The organism is Orbus hercynius (genome assembly GCF_003634275.1).
Classification (GTDB): domain Bacteria; phylum Pseudomonadota; class Gammaproteobacteria; order Enterobacterales; family Orbaceae; genus Orbus; species Orbus hercynius.
Window position 1 is genome coordinate 1 of record NZ_RBWY01000006.1, and the last position, 19,302, is coordinate 19,302.

The 19,302-nt window shown below is 39.8% G+C and carries 16 protein-coding genes; 4 read left to right on the forward strand and 12 right to left on the reverse strand.

The genetic code is table 11. The features are described from left to right. Nucleotides 1-197 precede the first annotated feature (197 nt). The 8 genes from hemG to DES39_RS10515 form a co-directional block, all read right to left on the reverse strand. Entirely contained in the window at nt 198-734 is a 537-nt protein-coding gene (hemG, locus tag DES39_RS10480) for a menaquinone-dependent protoporphyrinogen IX dehydrogenase (protein WP_121145900.1), read from the reverse strand. A gap of 98 nt (nt 735-832) precedes the next feature. Further along, on the reverse strand, nt 833-2,284 hold the full coding sequence (locus DES39_RS10485) for a TrkH family potassium uptake protein (protein ID WP_121145984.1): 1,452 nt from the start codon (nt 2,282-2,284) through the stop codon (nt 833-835). A gap of 24 nt (nt 2,285-2,308) precedes the next feature. Then, a complete protein-coding gene (djlA, locus tag DES39_RS10490) occupies nt 2,309-3,133 on the reverse strand; it encodes a co-chaperone DjlA (RefSeq protein WP_121145902.1) in 825 nt (274 codons plus the stop codon). 43 nt (nt 3,134-3,176) lie between these two features. Continuing rightward, complete coding sequence (gene parC, locus DES39_RS10495; protein ID WP_121145904.1) at nt 3,177-5,420, reverse strand: DNA topoisomerase IV subunit A; 2,244 nt, start codon at nt 5,418-5,420, stop codon at nt 3,177-3,179. A gap of 53 nt (nt 5,421-5,473) precedes the next feature. Next, complete coding sequence (parE, locus tag DES39_RS10500) at nt 5,474-7,363, reverse strand: DNA topoisomerase IV subunit B (protein WP_121145906.1); 1,890 nt, start codon at nt 7,361-7,363, stop codon at nt 5,474-5,476. A gap of 205 nt (nt 7,364-7,568) precedes the next feature. Further along, complete coding sequence (gene mutT, locus DES39_RS10505; RefSeq protein WP_121145908.1) at nt 7,569-7,970, reverse strand: 8-oxo-dGTP diphosphatase MutT; 402 nt, start codon at nt 7,968-7,970, stop codon at nt 7,569-7,571. Between the two features lie 108 nt (nt 7,971-8,078). Beyond that, nucleotides 8,079-10,799 (reverse strand): preprotein translocase subunit SecA, encoded by a 2,721-nt coding sequence (secA, locus tag DES39_RS10510; RefSeq protein WP_121145910.1) that lies wholly within the window; start codon nt 10,797-10,799, stop codon nt 8,079-8,081. Nucleotides 10,800-10,924: 125 nt separating this feature from the next. Then, nucleotides 10,925-11,263, reverse strand: coding sequence for a hypothetical protein (locus DES39_RS10515; RefSeq protein ID WP_121145912.1), 339 nt, complete (start codon nt 11,261-11,263; stop codon nt 10,925-10,927). Between the two features lie 281 nt (nt 11,264-11,544). Here DES39_RS10515 and orn point away from each other — a divergent pair, with 281 nt between their 5' ends. The 3 genes from orn to hemH are packed head-to-tail and all read left to right on the forward strand — an operon-like array spanning nt 11,545 to nt 14,367. Next, nucleotides 11,545-12,102: an oligoribonuclease gene (orn, locus tag DES39_RS10520; RefSeq protein WP_121145914.1), complete on the forward strand. Its 558-nt coding sequence runs from the start codon at nt 11,545-11,547 to the stop codon at nt 12,100-12,102. Nucleotides 12,103-12,106: 4 nt separating this feature from the next. After that, complete coding sequence (gene waaA, locus DES39_RS10525) at nt 12,107-13,396, forward strand: lipid IV(A) 3-deoxy-D-manno-octulosonic acid transferase (protein WP_121145916.1); 1,290 nt, start codon at nt 12,107-12,109, stop codon at nt 13,394-13,396. Next, on the forward strand, nt 13,396-14,367 hold the full coding sequence (gene hemH, locus DES39_RS10530; protein ID WP_121145918.1) for a ferrochelatase: 972 nt from the start codon (nt 13,396-13,398) through the stop codon (nt 14,365-14,367). The genes waaA and hemH overlap by 1 nt, the downstream gene beginning before the upstream one ends. Here the strand turns inward: hemH and DES39_RS10535 are convergent. The 3 genes from DES39_RS10535 to DES39_RS10545 all read right to left on the reverse strand — a co-directional run bounded on the left by DES39_RS10535 (nt 14,364) and on the right by DES39_RS10545 (nt 17,382). Then, complete coding sequence (locus DES39_RS10535) at nt 14,364-14,933, reverse strand: LemA family protein (protein ID WP_121145920.1); 570 nt, start codon at nt 14,931-14,933, stop codon at nt 14,364-14,366. The two genes, hemH and DES39_RS10535, sit on opposite strands and share 4 nt — an antisense overlap. Continuing rightward, nucleotides 14,933-15,967, reverse strand: coding sequence for a hypothetical protein (locus DES39_RS10540; RefSeq protein WP_121145922.1), 1,035 nt, complete (start codon nt 15,965-15,967; stop codon nt 14,933-14,935). The genes DES39_RS10535 and DES39_RS10540 overlap by 1 nt, the downstream gene beginning before the upstream one ends. 254 nt (nt 15,968-16,221) lie before the next feature. Continuing rightward, nucleotides 16,222-17,382 (reverse strand): M20 aminoacylase family protein, encoded by a 1,161-nt coding sequence (locus tag DES39_RS10545; RefSeq protein ID WP_121145924.1) that lies wholly within the window; start codon nt 17,380-17,382, stop codon nt 16,222-16,224. 419 nt (nt 17,383-17,801) lie between these two features. Here DES39_RS10545 and adhP point away from each other — a divergent pair, with 419 nt between their 5' ends. Then, nucleotides 17,802-18,836, forward strand: coding sequence for an alcohol dehydrogenase AdhP (adhP, locus tag DES39_RS10550; protein ID WP_121145926.1), 1,035 nt, complete (start codon nt 17,802-17,804; stop codon nt 18,834-18,836). A 125-nt stretch (nt 18,837-18,961) separates the two neighbouring features. Here adhP and DES39_RS10555 read toward each other — a convergent pair whose 3' ends face one another. Then, on the reverse strand, nt 18,962-19,210 hold the full coding sequence (locus DES39_RS10555; RefSeq protein WP_121145928.1) for a helix-turn-helix domain-containing protein: 249 nt from the start codon (nt 19,208-19,210) through the stop codon (nt 18,962-18,964). Between the last annotated feature and the right edge of the window lie 92 nt (nt 19,211-19,302).

The window sequence follows — 19,302 nt, forward strand, 5'->3', positions numbered from 1 at the left end:
GTTTTGACCGTCTCACCAATATAACCGCCTTCTCAGAAGGTCTTGCGTTACGTCAGTGGATGCGCATTATAGACATCTTATTTTTTTCTTCAAGCACATTTTGCATTTATTTTTTTGTTTGGTTATTGTTTACTCAAAAAGGGGAGATTTGATACAAAATCTGCGATTTTTATTAGCAAATTTAATTAAACAGCTCATTATGTCTGATTAAACTGTTTTATTACTTGCTGGGCGAATTCATCCACTTTTTGCCAATCGGTATACTCAATAAAAGGTTTATGTACATCAGTATCACCTTTACCTAGCCACATAATGAAACGAATCATATTACGATCAAACCAATTATACTTTGGATAATATAGTGCACCGGCAAAAACAGCCTTGATTTTAGGTTGCCATTGTATTTTTGATAAAAATTTACGTGTATAAAGATTGGTTTCTGGTGTATTTTTATGTGCTTTGCGCGCAACTAAATTCACACCAAAGAAACCACTCATCATATTGTTAAGCTGTTTATAGTGATTATCAATAAATTGCTTCATCACGTTACTATAATAACCATAACGAATTGATGAACCTAAAATCACCCCTTGATAATCAGCTAGATTAATTTGGCTATCAGGCTGCAACTGAACTAAATCACACTGTGCCTGATTGCCTAACTGCTCCGCAACTCGTCGCATAATTTTTTCGGTTTGATGCTCATTCGTTGTATAAAGTAATAATAGTTTCATACTGCCCCTTTACGCATTATATAGACCCAATGTATGTTATATTATCGCCAAAAAGCCAAAAACATGTTTAACTAAGTTCGTCTATGGCAATGGCTATATCACGATTTCCAAAATGCTGTACTAAAGATAACTAACAAAGTAAAAATCTCTAAACGACCAAATAGCATATCAATAACCATGATCCATTTAACCAGATCACTCACATTATGGAAACTATCACTGGCATCACCAATCCCAATGCCAAGGTTGTTTAATGAAGATGACACAATATAAAAGGCATCCATTGCATCAACGCCGCTTGCCATAACAATAAAAAAGCTCACTAAAAAAACTAACGCATACGCAGAAAAGAACCCCCAAACCGCTTCAATAATTCGTTCAGGTAAAACCCGGTTATTGAGCTTTAAACTATAGATAGCGTTGGGATGAATCAGTCGTTTTAGCTCCCTTGAACCTTGCATCGATAATAATATAATTCGCACCACTTTCATTCCGCCGCCAGTCGATCCGGCGCAGCCACCAATAAAAGAAGCACAAAGCAGTAAAATCGGTAACACAGGAGGCCAATGATTAGTATCATCAACCGAAAATCCAGTGGTGGTTGCTATCGAGACAACCTGTAATACGATTTTATCAATTGATGAGGCAAAGCTGAAACCGGCAGTCGATAAATAGATCACCAATATGCAAATCACCACTAAGCTACCAAGAATCATTAAAAACGTACGAAATTCTTGATCGCGAAAATAGTGCCTTAACGATAGTTGATTAAACGTCGTAAAATGTAGCCCAAAATTACAGCCGGATAGAATGAGGAAGAAGGTAATAATATAGTTAATAATTGGGTTATCAAAATAGGCTAAACTACTATCATGAGTTGAGTAGCCCCCCATCGAAATAGTTGAAAAGCTATGGCAAATGGCATCAAACACATCCATGCCGGCAAACCATAAACATAGCGCACAAATAATAGTTAAAATAATATAGATGAGCCATAAGGTTTTCGCTGTTTGGGCAATACGAGGTCGCATTTTATTATCTTTTTGTGGACCAGGAATTTCAGCACGGTATAACTGCATGCCCCCAACGCCAAGTAACGGTAAGATTGCTACCGCTAACACAATAATCCCCATCCCACCAAGCCACTGTAGTAACTGACGATAAAATAACAGTGCTTTTGGCAGTGAATCTAAATGCGTTAAACTCGTTGCACCAGTTGTAGTTAAGCCCGAAAACGATTCAAAAAATGCAGTGGTTAAATTGAGATTAAGATGTTTATCAAAAATAAAGGGAAACGATCCAATAGTACCAAGCACCAACCAGAACAGCACCACAATGAGAAATCCTTCCCGAGTACTCAAATCATTTTTATGTTTACGATTAGGCAACCACAAAACGCTCCCTAAAAATAAGGCAACCACAAATGACTGAATAAAAATGGTACCACCGCCATCACGATAAATAACAGCAACTAAGGCAGGAATCAGCATGAACACTGACAATAAAGCAATGAGCAACCCTACGATACGAATAATTGAACGCCAATGCATCATAATGCTTTTCTCTTAGATGGCCTATTTAAACCCTTTGTGAGTTTTGATTAAATCATACGCAGCTTGAATCTCTTGAGCGCGTTTTTTTTCTGCTTCTAACATCTCTTTTGGTAATCCTTTTGAAACAAGCTTATCTGGATGATGTTCATTCATTAATTTACGATAAGCACGCTTAATGGTGGTGTTATCTGCTGTTGGTTCAACACCTAATATTTTAAAGGCATTATTAATATCATTTTGTCCAGATGGACGCTGAAAACCTTGTTGTTGATATTGATGATTATGCTGATATTGCTGCCCACGTTGGAATTGATAACTTGCCATTATCATCTGTATATAGATTGCCATTTTAGCACGCGGAATATGAAAAGCTTGTGCAACAGTATATAAAATCTGCTCTTCTTTAGCGTGTAATGAACCATCGCTAATCGCAGCTCGAATCAAATGTTCACAAAATATATTTAGCACTTTTTTGCGATAACGATACTGAACATAAAGCTCATTTAATCGCTCTTGCAGCGGATAGTCAACAGCCTTACCGCGATTAAAAGAAGATTGTGCCAGTTTACGCTTTTCACTATCGAGCTGTAGCTGATCCATAAACTGTGTTGCAATATGAATATCATCTTGCGTCACTTGCCCCTTCGCTTTACTCAAATGACCGAGTACCTCAAAGGCTATTGTCAAAAATAGTGTTGGGCTTGGCTGACTATTACGCATTGGCGCAATATTATTAAAAATCCGATAGCACATCGGGCCAACAAACAATCCTAGCAGAAAAAACCAACCACTTTTAAATATATAGGAAAAAATAACACCTGTAACGATCGCCCAAATAAATGACATAGTTACAACCTCTGACTCAATTTAAAATATTTCATAACACAGACTACTCGTCGATCACAATACGATCTATACGTTGTAATCCCCTTGGCAATAGCGTCCCTTTTCGTCCTCTTTCTGCCATAAATTTTTGTAAATCAATCGCTTTAAGAGTCAATTTTCGTTTGCCAACATATAACGTAATCGATGAATCACTAGAAATCAATGCCATGTATGACAAATAATCTTCATGCAACTGTGCTTGGTTACTTGGAATAGAAATAATTTTATTCCCTTTCCCTTTTGATAACACGGGTAAATCTATCACTGGAAAAATTAACATCCGGCCTGCAGCAGTAATCGAAAGCAGTAATTGTTGTTCATCATTAATCTCAAGGAGCGGCATCACTTTAGCATTATTTGGTAGCGTAATAATGGCTTTACCATTACGATTGCGGGCGATTAAATCTGCAAAAGTGCAAATAAAACCATAACCTGCATCAGATGCCATTAGAATCTTCTGCTCATCAGACGATGACATAATCAAGTGATCAATATTCGCACCAGCTGGCAGCGTTAATTTGCCGGTTAATGGCTCGCCTTGCCCTCTGGCCGAAGGCAATGAGCTTGGCTCAACGGCATAGCTTCTTCCGGTTGAATCAATAAAGATTACCGGCTGATTACTTTTGCCCTTCACTGCCGCTTTATAACTATCACCCGCCTTATAGTTTAAAGTGGTAGGATCAATATCATGTCCTTTCGCACTGCGAACCCAACCCATTGCTGATAACACAACCGTAACAGGTTCTGACGGAATCATCTCTTGCTCGGTAATGGCCTTCGCCTCACCGCGCTGAACAATTGGAGACCGCCTATCATCACCATATTTTTCAGCATCGGCGATCAGTTCTTTCTTAATTAACGTATTTAATTTACGCGGTGATTGTAAAATAGATTGCAAATGATCGCGCTCTTTAGCCAGCTCGTCTTGTTCGGCTTTAATTCTAACTTCTTCAAGTTTCGCTAAATGGCGTAATTTTAGCTCCAGAATCGCTTCAGCCTGTATTTCACTTAACGCAAATCGCTGCATTAAAACCGCTTTCGGCTCTTCTTCATGGCGAATAATATCAATCACTTCATCAATATTCAAAAATGCAACTAACAAGCCTTCTAAAATATGTAATCGTTTTAAAACCTTATCTAAACGATAATTCAATCGCCGAGTTACCGTATCACGGCGATATTCAATCCACTCAGATAAAATCGTAACAAGCCCCTTTACTGCGGGTTTATTATTTAAACCAATCATATTTAGGTTAACACGATAGCTTTTCTCCAAATCCGTCGTTGCAAATAAATGATTCATCACTTGCTCTAAATCGACACGATTAGAACGTGGTACCAGCACAAGGCGAGTTGGATTTTCATGATCTGACTCATCGCGTAAATCTTCAATAAACGGTAACTTTTTAGTACGCATTTGTGCCGCAATTTGTTCAAGAATTTTGGCGCCCGAAACTTGATGTGGCAAATCCGTAATGACAATATCGCCATCTTCTTTATTCCAAACAGCGCGCATACGAATTGAACCACGCCCAGTTTCGTAGATCTTAGCAATATCCGATGGTGCGGTAATAATCTCAGCTGATGTTGGATAATCAGGTCCTTTAATATAACTCATCACCTCTTCAAGTGATAAAGATGGCTTGTCTAATAAGGCAATAGTAGCATTGGCAACTTCGCGAATATTATGGGGTGGTATATCTGTTGCCATCCCAACAGCAATGCCAGTTGTACCATTTAATAAAATATTGGGTAATCGTGCTGGTAGCGTCTTCGGTTCTTGCATCGTGCCGTCAAAATTTGGCGCATAATCAACCGTACCTTGTCCTAATTCACCTAGTAATAATTCTGCATATTTTGATAATCGCGATTCGGTATAACGCATGGCGGCAAATGATTTAGGATCATCTGGTGCCCCCCAGTTACCTTGCCCATCAACTAATGGATAACGATAAGAAAAGGGCTGAGCCATCAGCACCATAGCTTCATAACATGCACTATCGCCATGCGGATGATATTTACCTAATACATCACCAACGGTTCGCGCTGATTTTTTATATTTGGCTTGTGCATTTAAGCCTAGCTCTGACATAGCATAAACAATGCGCCGTTGAACCGGTTTTAAACCATCGCCAATAAATGGCAAAGCACGATCCATTATGACGTACATTGAATAGTTTAAATACGCATTCTCGGTAAATGTCTGTAGCGATTGCGCCTCTACGCCATCATGCGTTATTTCACTCATTAGTATTCCTTTATTTTTTCTTCATCAAAAGAAATCAATCAAACTACCGTGTTCTAAATTTCTAACTCAGCCTGATCGCCTTTAGTTTGTAGCCATTCACGGCGATCTTCCGATCGTTTTTTCGCTAATAGCATATCCATTAAGGCCATCGTCTGTTCTGAATCATCTAGCGTCAATTGCACAAGGCGACGCGTATTAGGATCCATTGTTGTTTCGCGTAGTTGCAGCGGATTCATCTCACCTAGCCCTTTAAAACGCTGCACATTTGGCTTACCTTTTTTACGTTTTAATTGATCTAAGATGCCCGCTTTTTCTTCTTCATCAAGGGCATAAAACACCTCTTTTCCTAAATCAATACGGTACAATGGCGGCATTGCAACGTAAATATGACCTTGCTCAACTAGCGATTTAAAGTGGCGGACAAATAGTGCACAAAGTAACGTTGCAATATGCAGACCATCGGAATCGGCATCGGCTAAAATACAAATTTTACCGTAGCGTAATTGACTTAAATCATCGCTATCAGGATCCATACCAATTGCGACCGAAATATCATGAATCTCTTGAGAACCTAACACTTCATCAGATGAAACTTCCCAAGTATTTAATATCTTACCTTTTAATGGCATTATAGCCTGAGTTTCGCGATCGCGCGCTTGCTTAGCAGAGCCGCCCGCGGAGTCACCTTCTACTAAAAACAACTCGGTACGAGACAAGTCTTGCGATGAACAATCGGCGAGTTTACCCGGTAATGCAGGTCCACTAGTGAGCTTTTTACGAATTACTTTTTTCGATGCACGCAGTCGTTTTTGTGCACTCGAAATCACCATATCCGCTAATAATTCAGCGGTTTGTACATTCTGATTTAGCCATAAGCTAAAGGCATCTTTCACAATTGCCGAGACAAATGCCGCCGACTGACGAGAAGATAAACGTTCTTTGGTTTGCCCGGCAAACTGGGGCTCTTGCATTTTTACCGATAACACATACGCGCAGCGTTCCCAAATATCATCCGCAGTGAGTTTTAAGCCTCGTGGCAATAAATTGCGAAACTCACAAAACTCACGCATCGCATCTAATAGCCCCTGACGTAAACCATTGACATGAGTGCCGCCTTGTACGGTTGGAATGAGATTGACGTAGCTTTCAGTGAGGAGTTCACCACCTTCAGGTAGCCAAAGTAATGCCCACTCTACCGCTTCAGTCTCACCACGATGTTCACCTTTAAATGGCGCTTGTGGTAATAACAAATAACCGCTAACGGACTCAATTAAATAATCAGTTAAACCAGCTTCATAGCACCACTTATGCTCAGTATTATTTACGTTGTCTTTGAACGTAATTTCAAGCCCTGGACATAAAACTGCTTTAGCTTTTAACAGATGTTCTAAACGAGGAACTGAAAAACGCGGTGAATCAAAATACTTTTCTTCTGGCCAAAAATGCACTTTAGTACCGGTATTACACCGACCACACGTCCCCGTCACATGAAGATCTTCAACTTTATTACCTTGCTCAAATGCCATTTCATACACTTGGCCATCACGATTAACGGTCACTTCAACACGTTTTGATAGCGCATTGACAACCGAAATGCCAACACCATGTAATCCACCGGAGAATTGATAATTTTTATTAGAAAATTTACCGCCTGCATGCAAGCGACAAAGTAGTAATTCAATCGCAGGTACACCTTCTTCAGGATGAATATCCACAGGCATTCCGCGACCGTCATCGATCACTTCTAGCGATTGATCGCTGTGTAAAATAACCTGAATGTGTTTTGCATGCCCAGCAATAGCCTCATCCACACTATTATCAATAACTTCTTGCCCTAAATGATTGGGACGAGAAGTATCGGTATACATACCTGGGCGATGCCTAACAGGATCGAGGCCTTTTAAAACCTCGATATCGGTAGCATTGTAACTAGATTGTGTCATAACATAACTTCATCAATAGCAAAAATTGCCTGTATTATACTGAAATTACGGCAAAATGCGATCTGCCGATGCGGGTTTATCAAAAAAGCAAATCAATCTCGGATGAATAACAACAAATAGAGTGCTATTTAGGTCAATCATACATTAAACTTGCTATTTAAATAACGAAAAGGTAGTGTGTTCTAAATAAGGATTAAAGTATCAATTATATGACTTTTTCCTGATTTTTTAACATTTCAATCAGCGTACGGTTCGCATCAGGAAAATCATCAGCATTAAGCTCATCCTCATCGACCCAACGACTGGGTTGCCCCTCCTTCGCAAAGGGTTCGCCATCCCATTCATCAACCAGATAAGCATGAATAATAATAAAACGATCACTGTATTGATATTCAATTGTTTTTAAAAATTTTGCTTGGTGAATATGGATATCAATTTCCTCTGCAAGCTCGCGTTGTAGCGTCATAAACGGAGTTTCATCGGATTCGATTTTCCCACCAGGAAACTCCCAAAATCCAGCTAAATGAGAGTTTTCTCCTCGCTGAGTAATAAAAATTTGCCCATCTTGGGCTCGAATAATACCAACAGCAATCTCGACTTTTTTCATAATAATAGTTACTGCTTCCCTTATCACGGCTGATGCTATAACAGTCTATTGCTATAGCATCAATATGTATAAAAAACAATCAGTGGGTAATCATACTAAACTTTTTGCTTATTGAACAGCACCATGACAATGTTTGTATTTTTTACCAGAACCACATGGGCATGGATCATTGCGGCCTACTTTCGCTTGAGCTCTAACAATTGGCTGAGCAGTTTGCGATTTATCCTCATCAGATAATCCATCCATTTCAACATGCGTCAATTTTTGTCGTTCAGCTAATTTAGCCATCTCAGCTTCGCGTTGACGCTCTGCTTCCTCAACCTCTTCTTGTGAACGAATGCGAATACGACTTAAAATACCAATTACATCGTATTTTAGCGCTTCAAGCATATTGGCAAACATCTGGAACGATTCGCGTTTATATTCTTGCTTCGGATCTTTCTGTGCATAGCCCCGCAAATGAATGCCTTGTCGTAAATAATCCATCGCGGCAAGGTGCTCTTTCCAAAGTGTATCTAAAGTTTGTAACATCACACTCTTCTCAAAATGGCGGAATGCTTCACTACCGGCAGAGGCTTCTTTCGCTTCATAAGATTCTGTTGCAATTTGCACAATACGTTCACGTAATATTTCTTCGTGTAAGTTCGGCTCATCATCTAGCCACTTGCCGACAGGTAATTCCAAGTCGAAATCTTTCTTCAAGGCCGCTTCAAGCCCTGGCACATCCCACATTTCTTCGATCGATTGTGGTGGAATATATTGATCAATTAGCGTGTTAAATACATCAACTCGAATAGAATCAATCGTCTCTTTAATATCATCATGATCCAATAAATCATTACGTTGCCCGTAAATAGCACGACGCTGATCATTGGCTACATCATCAAATTCCAACAGCTGTTTACGAATGTCAAAGTTGCGGCTTTCAACTTTACGTTGTGCATTGGCAATCGCTTTAGTCACCCATGGGTGCTCAATCGCTTCGCCCTCTTTCATACCTAATTTACGCATCATATTACTCACGCGATCTGAGGCAAAAATACGCATTAACGGATCTTCTAAAGAGAGATAAAAACGTGATGCTCCAGGATCCCCTTGACGACCGGCACGTCCTCGTAACTGGTTATCAATTCGGCGAGATTCATGTCGCTCAGTACCCAAAATATACAAGCCGCCTAATGCAATCACTTCTTCATGCAGTACTTGCCAATCTTGTTTGATCTTAGCGATTTGCTCAGGCGTTGGTGCCTCAAGCTTCGCAACTTCCATTTGCCAATTTCCCCCAAGCATAATATCAGTACCACGCCCCGCCATATTCGTTGCGATCGTCACCGCACCTTTCCGGCCGGCATCAGCAATAATCTCAGCCTCTTGAGCATGGAACTTCGCATTTAATACGCTATGTTTAATGCCAGCTTTAGTTAAATAGAGCGAAACAAGTTCAGATTTTTCAATGGAGGCGGTACCCACTAATACGGGTTGACCCGTTTTAAGGCAATTTTTGACATCATCAACGATTGCGTCTAACTTTTCTTTTTCAGTCATATAAATTAAATCAGGCTGATCTTTACGCACCATTGGTTTATTAGTTGGTACAACAATGGTATCCAAACCATAAATTTGATTAAATTCAAATGCTTCGGTATCCGCTGTGCCCGTCATACCAGCAAGCTTTTTATATAAGCGGAAATAATTTTGGAAAGTAATAGATGCTAACGTTTGATTTTCATTTTGAATTTTGACGCCTTCTTTCGCTTCAACGGCCTGATGCAGACCTTCTGACCAACGACGCCCCTCCATGGTTCGACCCGTATGCTCATCAACAATAATGACTTCACCATTTTTAACAATGTAATCAACATCGCGATGAAATAAATGGTGGGCACGTAAAGCGGCACCAACATGATGCATTAACACAATATTATTTGGCGCATATAAGGACTCTTCATTTTTCATAATGCCTTCGCGTACTAATAACTCTTCGACTTTGATAAGTCCGCGCTCAGTCAAGTTAACCTGACGAGATTTTTCATCAACAGAAAAATCGCCTTCACCTTGAAAGTGCTCAGAATCTTCTTTTTCTTGGCGAGTCAAGTAAGGAATAATTTTATTAATACTTATATAGCGATCAGAACTATCTTCCGCCGGACCTGAAATGATAAGTGGTGTTCTCGCTTCATCGATTAAAATGGAGTCAACCTCATCAACAAGCGCATAATAAAGGGGCCTTTGTACACGTGACTCTTTATTAAACACCATATTATCGCGCAAATAATCAAAGCCATATTCATTATTTGTACCATAGGTAATGTCAGCGTTATACGCTTCGCGTTTTGCCGCAGCCTGCATGTTAGGTAAATTAATTCCAATTGTTAAGCCTAAAAACTCAAATAATGGTCGATTATTTTCCGCATCTCGCTGAGCTAAATAATCATTTACAGTCACCACATGCACGCCAAGCCCAGTTAATGCATTAAGATAAGCCGGTAATGTTGCGGTTAACGTTTTACCTTCACCAGTCCGCATTTCTGCGATACAACGTTCATTTAGCACCATGCCACCAATCAATTGAACATCAAAATGACGCATACCAAAAACACGCTTACTCGCTTCACGCACAACTGCAAATGCTTCTTCTAAAATAGAATCTAGGCTTTTACCATCAGCGAGACGCTGTTTAAACTCAACAGTTTTAGCCTTGAGCTCCTCATCTGATAAACTGGCCATTGCTGGCTCTAACGCATTGATTTTTTCAACACGTTTACGCATTGTTTTTAACACACGCTCATTGCGGCTACCGACTAGTTTTGTCAATAATTTTAATAACATAAAATTCTCTTTTTAATTTCAATAAATGAATAAACGATAATTATTATTTTCAATAATAAGTAAAATTCACCAGCAGTGATTTTTAGCTGCTGTGATTCAGAATCGATTAATTGATATGAGATCAATTAAGCAAGAAAGGTCGGACCGGCTCGAATCCCATTATAGGGGGTTAAACGAATCACCGTTAATCGCTCAGTGTACGTAGCGGCAAGGAAAGGAATCGCACGGCTCAGCTGCCGATGACAACTTGCCAGGCCAATCGGCTGAACTTGATTATCGCTCTGATATTCATGTAAGCTCACCATCACCGAAGCAATGGTAATAATGCTCGCTGCTTGTTGTTGTGATGCGGGTAAAGTGCTTTGTGCAGATAAACTAAAGGCAGCCGCAATGACACCTAATAACAAGTGCGGTAATGCTACACGAATGGTAAAATGCTGTTTAAATCTCTGCCAATAATGCATCATAACGTCATAATATTTATTGTGTGATGTTAATCTAAGTAAGGATAATCGCTAAAATTGCTGCCTATATTAACGTATTTTTTTCTTTTTGGCATGTTTTCTTTTTGCCCATACAGCTAGAGCGGCGGTATCCAAGACTGGACTCATGGCGAGTTAAGGTAAAATGCCAAACCTTAACGAGATAACCAATCAAATTGTTAATTTTAGTGATTGATACTCAATATTAATCAGAAGGTATGTTAAAATTGACGCAATAATGATGAAATGGATGAAGTAGACTTATGACCGTAACTACAAAGCTTAGTAAAAATAATCTTATCTGGATCGATCTTGAAATGACCGGCCTTGATCCAAATCGTGATCGCATTATTGAAATTGCGACCATTATCACCGATTCCAATCTTAATATTTTAGCAGAAGGGCCCGTTATTGCGGTATTTCAGCCTGACAGCCAACTGGCCTTAATGGACGAGTGGAATGTCAACACTCACACGCGGACAGGCTTAATTGAGCGCGTCAAAAAAAGTACCATAACTGAGTCGCAAGCAGAGCAATTAACCCTTGATTTTATCTCACAATGGGTGCCAGAGAATAGTTCACCAATTTGTGGTAACACTATCGGTCAAGATCGGCGTTTTTTATTTAATCAGATGCCAAATCTTGAAAAATACTTTCACTATCGTTATCTCGATGTCAGTACAGTTAAAGAGTTAGCTCGGCGCTGGAAACCCGAGCTTTTGTCAGCACTAACCAAAAAAGGAACCCATCAAGCTCTTGATGACATTAAAGATTCGATCAATGAATTAGCTTACTATCGAGCGCACTTTTTTAAAGAATAAAACGATGCAATATTTATATACCTGTTTGCTCTATCTTTTCCAACCATTAGTCTGGCTAAGATTATTATGGCGAAGTCGCAAAGCACCTGATTATCGTAAACGCTGGCTTGAACGATATGGATTTTGCCGAGGTAAAGTCAAACCACACGGTATCTTAGTGCATAGCGTGTCGGTTGGTGAGACCATTGCGGCAATTCCACTTATTCGTCAATTACAACAGCATTACCCTGATTTACCCATCACCGTAACAACGATGACACCGACGGGTTCACAGCAGGTAAAAAAAGTCTTAGCCGACAGCGTGAGTCATGTTTATTTACCCTATGATCTGCCGTGTGCGTTACGGCGTTTTTTAACGATTTTACAACCTAAAATCGTCATTATCATGGAAACCGAGCTATGGCCAAATCTGATTTGTGCCCTTAATAAACGGCATATTCCGTTAGTAATTGCCAATGCAAGGCTTTCACAGCGTTCAAGTAATCGTTATGCAAAACTAGGGCGAGCAATCAATAAGTTGATGTCTAACATTCCTCATATTGCCGCCCAAAATGCGCTTGATGGTGAACGATTTATTCAATTGGGTTTACCAAAATCACACTTGACAGTGACCGGCAGTATTAAATTCGATATCGTGCTAAGTGAAGAGCTTAAACAAAAAATAATGCATTTAAAAACGACTTGGCAGCACAATAGACCTGTTTGGATTGCAGCAAGCACCCACCAAGGCGAAGATGATATTATCCTGATGGCACATAAGCAGCTCACAAAAAGTTATCCAAATCTGCTGCTGATTTTAGTGCCCCGTCACCCAGAGCGCTTTATCACTGTTGAAAAACGCATTGCGGAGTATGGATTCAATTACCAACTTCGCAGTGATCATGCCATACCAAGTCTAACCACCAGTGTGGTATTAGGTAATACAATGGGCGAATTGCTGCTACTTTATGGACTTGCCGATATAGCCTTTGTAGGCGGCAGTTTAGTTGATCGCGGTGGACATAATCCTTTAGAACCCGCTTTGCATCATCTGCCGGTCATCATGGGACCGTCTTATTTTAATTTCAATGTCATTTGCCAGCAACTCATTGCCGCCAATGGCCTTTTAATTACACAACACACCAAAGAGAGTCTAGCGCAAAGCGTGAATGAATTACTTAAAAATAATCAATTAAAAAAGACAATGGGCAATAATGCCTATCAGGTATTACAACAAAATCAAGGCGCATTAGCACGATTAGTAAAGGTAATTGACAATCAATTATCAGACAAACAATCAAGGGACACTCAATAATGGCACAAAAACACGGTGTATTAATTGTTAACTTGGGCACACCAAGTGAAGCAACGCCCGCAGCAATTAAACACTATTTAGGCGAATTTTTACGTGATCGCCAAGTCGTCGATCTGCCGCCATTATTATGGCTGCCAATTTTATACGGGATTGTGATCCCTAAGCGCTTAAAGTATATCACAGAGCATTATCAAGCAATTTGGTTAAATAACCAATCGCCGCTGCTTTTTTATTGTGAGCAACTATGGCATAAAATGCAAGTCCGCTACCCCGATCTGCCCTGCGAACTTGCGATGACTTACGGTGAGCCAAGTCTATTATCGGCATTAGAGCGGTTAAAAAACTGTGACACTATTCATGTTATTAGTCTGTATCCACAGTATTCAACCACAACAACACTAGCGGCGAGCAAAAAAATTAATCAGCTAGTCTCGAATTGGCCACAGCCGCCAATATTTAATTACCTCTATGATTACGCCGATAACCCACACTATATTGATGCTTTAGTGTATCATATCGATCAACATCTCTGCCTAAATCAGCCCGATATTCTGCTGTTATCTTATCATGGTATCCCAATGAGTTATGTCAAAAAACGCCCTGATGAATATGTCACACGCTGCGAATTAACAACACACTTAATCAAACAAAAAATTACCCGCTATTATCCACAGCTTGAAGTCATGATGACTTTCCAATCTCGTTTTGGAAAAGGAAAATGGACAGAGCCAAATACGAGTGATGTCTTATTTGAACTGGCAAAAAAAGAACGATCGGTTACCGTCATTTGTCCTGGATTTGCAGTGGATTGTATCGAAACGCTACACGAAATCGATATTGAAAACCGTGAGCTATTTATTAATGCCGGTGGTAAATCGTTTAATTATATTCCGGCCCTCAATGATAATCCACTACAATGCGAGCTATTAGCCGCATTAATCAATGAATCATTACCAAAACAACCCAACTAAAAGTTGGGTTTATAGTCAAAACCACTTTCTGCTTTTGTATCAGAAAAAACATCTAAACGGTGCTTTTGAGTTATCATTTGATTCACCACTGAAGCGGGGAATACTTCAATACCCGTATTAAAATCAGCCACATTAGCATTAAAAATACGAACAGCAGCGGCAATATTGTCCTGCTGTTCAGTTATTTCTTTCATCAAGTTGCTATATAAGTTCGATGCTTTTAAGTCGGGATAATTTTCAGACACCGCATAGAGATTATTAATCAAACTACGCGTTTTTGTTTGCGAGTCTTTTAACTGAGTCGAATCGGTTTTGTCAGCGGATAACGCACTCAAAGAGGCCCTTAGCTCGGTAATACTAGTTAATACCGATGACTCATGAATCCGATATTGCTCAACCATTTTCTCAAGCTCGGGCAGAATCTTATTTTTTTGTCTTTCTTGTGCAATCACATCAGCCCATGCTCGCATAGTATTGTTATAACGTGTGATTATTTTATTGTGAATGGCAATGAGCATTAACGCCAATAATACAATTACCACCAAAATACCGACTATCAATTCCATTATTCCTTATCCTCTTCGTTGATGACACTAAAATTATTATCTGAATACTTCATTAAACACTCAATGTGCTCTAAGACTATATTCAACCGTGGTAACGTTATCGGTTGCTTTAATTCGGTTATAAAGCGCTCGGGTTGCTCTAAGCTGTGCTTGAGCGTATGATTAAGTGTGTTGTTATCACTAAACGATACACATAATTCATGCTGCGGATTAAATTGAAAAAAAATGTCAGAAAATAGCGGATGAATAGCTTCAAAAGCCTTAACAATAGCGGGTTTTAAAAATTTAGCCGCCGCTAACTCCGAATGACCATAAACCCCATAAAGATGGTTAAACTGGTTTGATGCCGGTCGATAAATACCACGTTTAAAAAACAAACCGGGTTTCCCTAAGGCTAGATCGGCAACGTAGGGAAAGTCTAGGAAAACACCATAGCGATAATAGTGGGTATATTTTGTTTCAGATACCGTACGTCCATTACTATCTTTACTACTCTCTTCTCTTCTTTCTACGTAATGGAATCGATAATAATAGTAATCAAACTGATGTTCGACTCCCTGATAAGTGCCTTTATAAAGTTTTTGTAATTCTTGCGTATCATTACCACGATTAAAATCGACGAAACGCTGCTGTAAATCACGTGTCATCTGATAAGGCTCGAATTCCACTTCGACTAATTGGTTATCATATAATGCTTTTCTTAAACAAATGCGTTTAGAGAGTTGACGAAAGGTTTGATTATGTTTAGATAGCCGGCTCAGGGCAAAAGCGAGTATCGCAATATGCATGATTAACAATAATTTAAACCAGCCCAAATTCTGACCAAAGATAAAGAGCAAAATACCACTGATCAAGACTAAGGTAATAATGGCAATAACCAGCTGATTATTATACTTTATCGGTTTTCCAAAAGCGTTTGCTTTTTCAACAAGAACGTAGAGATCATTTGACGTTCTAGCGGTCTCTAAATCGGCATTTAGCTGTTTATAAAGTGAGTCAAGCAGCTGATTATGTTTAATAATTGAAGAAAACATCGTATTTGTCTTATTGATATAGGTTATAATTTACAAATAATCGTTTTAATTTATACAATGTATCATAAAACAATATAATCAAACACATAAAAAACAGTACATTGGCCAAATCCCGCCTAATTACACAATGATAACTAAATCAACACATCTTCTCACCCAACGGCAGTAAGCTGATGATTGATGCCTGTCAGCCAATAAAAACAATTGCAACAAGCTAGCTTTATAATATCAAGATATCTTAATGAGGGCACTGATCATGCCTTAAGCTCCCGTTTAACAATTTCAACAAAATAAGCGGCACCTGTAGTTAAGATCTCATCATTAAAATTGTACAGAGGATGGTGCAAATTAGCGCCTTCCCCCGCACCAAGCCAAATGTAAGCGCCTGGCTTAACTTGCAGCATAAAAGAAAAGTCCTCAGAGCCCATTGATGGCTGGGCATCAATATGAACGTGCTCGTGGCCAACAATCGCACTTGCGGCCTGCGCAGCTAGTTCAGTCTTATCGGGATGATTAACGGTCGCGGGATAACGCCTTTGATAATCTATCTCAGCCGTTACAGCAAAAGTTTTGGCAATACCTTGCGCAATCTCGGTAATTCGTTTTTCCGCCAAATCTTGCACATCTTTTGCAAAGGATCTGACCGTACCGCGAATCACCGCCTCTTGTGGCAGCACATTCCAAGTATCCCCACTATGAATTTGCGTGACGCTCACCACTAACGAATCTAATGGATTAATATTCCGGCTCGTAATCGTTTGCAGCGCATTAACCACTTGTGTTGCCGTCACAATCGTATCATGACCAAGATGGGGCGCCGCCGCGTGCGCACCTTTACCTATTAGCTTGATTTCAAAAACATCATAGGCGGCCATCAAAGGGCCTTTACAAATAAAAAACTCACCTAAAGTCTTGTTTGGCTGATTATGCATACCATATACCGCCTCGATAGGAAAGCGATCGAATAAGCCATTTTCAACCATCACCCGGCCGCCACCTTCATTTTCTTCCGCTGGCTGAAATATCGCAACCACCGTGCCAGCAAAATCCCGATGCTGCGCTAAATATTTGACCGCGCCAAGTAACATCGCCGTATGACCATCATGGCCGCAAGCATGCATTTTGCCGTTAATGCTTGAACAGTAATCGACGCGATTTTGTTCAGTCACATCAAGTGCATCAATATCGGCTCGCAGTCCAACCCATTTACCGGGTTTATTACCATGAATAATGGCCACAACACCGGTTGGTGCAAATTCGGTATACCATTCATCAATGCCGAACGATTGTAATATCTTAATAATAAATTGTGTCGTTTGCCGCTCTTCAAAAGCCGTTTCAGGATAACGATGAATATGATGGCGCCACGCAATCATTTGATCTTTTAAGACTGCTATCTCTCGATGAATCATCATTATATTACCTCGGTATATGTGAATAATATGACCGTGATGTGTCATTATTCATGGTTTGCAAACTTAACATCATCATACGCGATAACATAGTAAACAGGTTAATACTTTATCATTAGCATCAACGCATAATTCACTAAATTTAGGGCTAATTTATCGATGCCAGCGAAGATAACGTTAAGCAAAATAGATACTGACTATAAGATAAGCTAAGTGACAAATAGAAATGATAAATTTGAATATATTTATAACTTTTTGACATATTAAAACAGAGAAATTTAATTGCTTTGATGATTATAAATAATTTTTTAATTAAATTTGGTTAAAATGAGGCATAGCTCAAACTCGTTAACGTAAATTTCCGATAACATAACAGTAATCGGTTTTAATTTTATAAATTTTAAATTGACTAGGAGAGAGATATGAAGGCAGCAGTTATTCGGCAAGATTGTAATGGACAAGTCGAACTCAAAGATGTTCCTATTAGGGCATTAACCGCAGGAGAGGCCTTAGTTGAAGTTGAATATTGTGGGCTATGTCATACCGACTTACATGTTGCCTCTGGCGACTTTGGCAAAAAACCCGGCCGGGTGATTGGTCATGAAGGCGTGGGCATTGTCACCAAAATCGCTCCGGATGTGACGAGCCTTAAAATTGGTGACCGGGTCAGTATTGCCTGGTTTCATGCCGGTTGTGGCGTGTGTGAATTTTGTATTTCGGGCCACGAAACCTTTTGTCGTAGCGCACTCAACTCCGGTTACAGTGTTGATGGCGGCATGGCTGAGCAGTGCATTGTTAAAGCCGATTACGCCGTAAAAGTGCCTGATGGACTTGATCCGGCTCAAGCAACCAGTGTGACATGTGCTGGAGTGACCACTTACAAAGGCATTAAAGTCGCGGGCACCAAGCCGGGGCAATGGCTCGCCGTCTTTGGTATCGGTGGGCTTGGTACACTGGCCGTTGAATATGGTAAAAACGTCTTTAATAATAAAGTAGTTGCCATTAGCAATAGCGATAGTCAGCTTGAATTATGCAAACAACTGGGCGCAGATTTACTCGTCAACCCGAAAAAAATCGATGATGTCGGTGCCTACATTAAAGCGCATACCGATGGCGGCGTACATGGTGCGGTGGTCACCTCGGTCACTAAAGTCGGATTTAATCAAGCGATTGATTCGGTGAGGCCATTAGGCCGCGTGGTGGCACTTGGCCTACCCTCAGAAACCATGGATTTAAGTATTCCTAAAACCGTATTAGATGGCATTCAAGTATTGGGATCACTCGTTGGTACGCGTGAAGATTTAGCCGAAGCGTTTCGTTTTAGCGCGGAAGGCAAAGTGGTCCCTATCGTTGAAACCCGCCCTTTTGAAGATATTAATGAGATGATTGACGAAATGCGCGCCGGCAAAATCCGTGGGCGTATGGTGGTCGATATGAAAATGAAGAAAAAATCATAATATCGGATTGATGAACGGAGCACGACTGAGTGCTCCTATATTGATAAACTTTAGGCGTAAAAAAACCAAACATTTACTTAATTAAAATCTTATTTAATTAAGTAATAGACTCATTATCAGCGATTTCACCGTCTCTTATAAAGTTCTAAAACGGCTTCGGCAAATTGATCATCGACCGTATAAAAATAACATTCAGGTACATCAAGTACTTTGGCAAATGCGCACATCATTTCAAAATTAGGGCGATGCACCCCACTTTCATACTGAGAGACGCGGGAACGTGCAGTTGCTTCTTCAATACCAGAAAGTACACCCAGTTTTTCTTGGGTTAAATTAGCCCGTAGTCGGGCATTTTTAAGACGAGCAGGCAACATAGTTAAGTACCACCAATATAAAAAACATTGATAGTATGTTTAGCATTACTTTACATCAAAGTTGCTTAGACTTACTGAACAATAAGTATATT

Excerpts from the sequence above, each read along its gene's own strand:
- hemG (WP_121145900.1), bottom strand. The coding sequence starts at position 734 with ATGAAACTATTATTACTTTATACAACGAATGAGCATCAAACCGAAAAA.
- DES39_RS10485 (WP_121145984.1), bottom strand. The coding sequence starts at position 2,284 with ATGCATTGGCGTTCAATTATTCGTATCGTAGGGTTGCTCATTGCTTTA.
- djlA (WP_121145902.1), bottom strand. The coding sequence starts at position 3,133 with ATGTCATTTATTTGGGCGATCGTTACAGGTGTTATTTTTTCCTATATA.
- parC (WP_121145904.1), bottom strand. The coding sequence starts at position 5,420 with ATGAGTGAAATAACGCATGATGGCGTAGAGGCGCAATCGCTACAGACA.
- parE (WP_121145906.1), bottom strand. The coding sequence starts at position 7,363 with ATGACACAATCTAGTTACAATGCTACCGATATCGAGGTTTTAAAAGGC.
- mutT (WP_121145908.1), bottom strand. The coding sequence starts at position 7,970 with ATGAAAAAAGTCGAGATTGCTGTTGGTATTATTCGAGCCCAAGATGGG.
- secA (WP_121145910.1), bottom strand. The coding sequence starts at position 10,799 with ATGTTATTAAAATTATTGACAAAACTAGTCGGTAGCCGCAATGAGCGT.
- DES39_RS10515 (WP_121145912.1), bottom strand. The coding sequence starts at position 11,263 with ATGCATTATTGGCAGAGATTTAAACAGCATTTTACCATTCGTGTAGCA.
- orn (WP_121145914.1), top strand. The coding sequence starts at position 11,545 with ATGACCGTAACTACAAAGCTTAGTAAAAATAATCTTATCTGGATCGAT.
- waaA (WP_121145916.1), top strand. The coding sequence starts at position 12,107 with ATGCAATATTTATATACCTGTTTGCTCTATCTTTTCCAACCATTAGTC.
- hemH (WP_121145918.1), top strand. The coding sequence starts at position 13,396 with ATGGCACAAAAACACGGTGTATTAATTGTTAACTTGGGCACACCAAGT.
- DES39_RS10535 (WP_121145920.1), bottom strand. The coding sequence starts at position 14,933 with ATGGAATTGATAGTCGGTATTTTGGTGGTAATTGTATTATTGGCGTTA.
- DES39_RS10540 (WP_121145922.1), bottom strand. The coding sequence starts at position 15,967 with ATGTTTTCTTCAATTATTAAACATAATCAGCTGCTTGACTCACTTTAT.
- DES39_RS10545 (WP_121145924.1), bottom strand. The coding sequence starts at position 17,382 with ATGATGATTCATCGAGAGATAGCAGTCTTAAAAGATCAAATGATTGCG.
- adhP (WP_121145926.1), top strand. The coding sequence starts at position 17,802 with ATGAAGGCAGCAGTTATTCGGCAAGATTGTAATGGACAAGTCGAACTC.
- DES39_RS10555 (WP_121145928.1), bottom strand. The coding sequence starts at position 19,210 with ATGTTGCCTGCTCGTCTTAAAAATGCCCGACTACGGGCTAATTTAACC.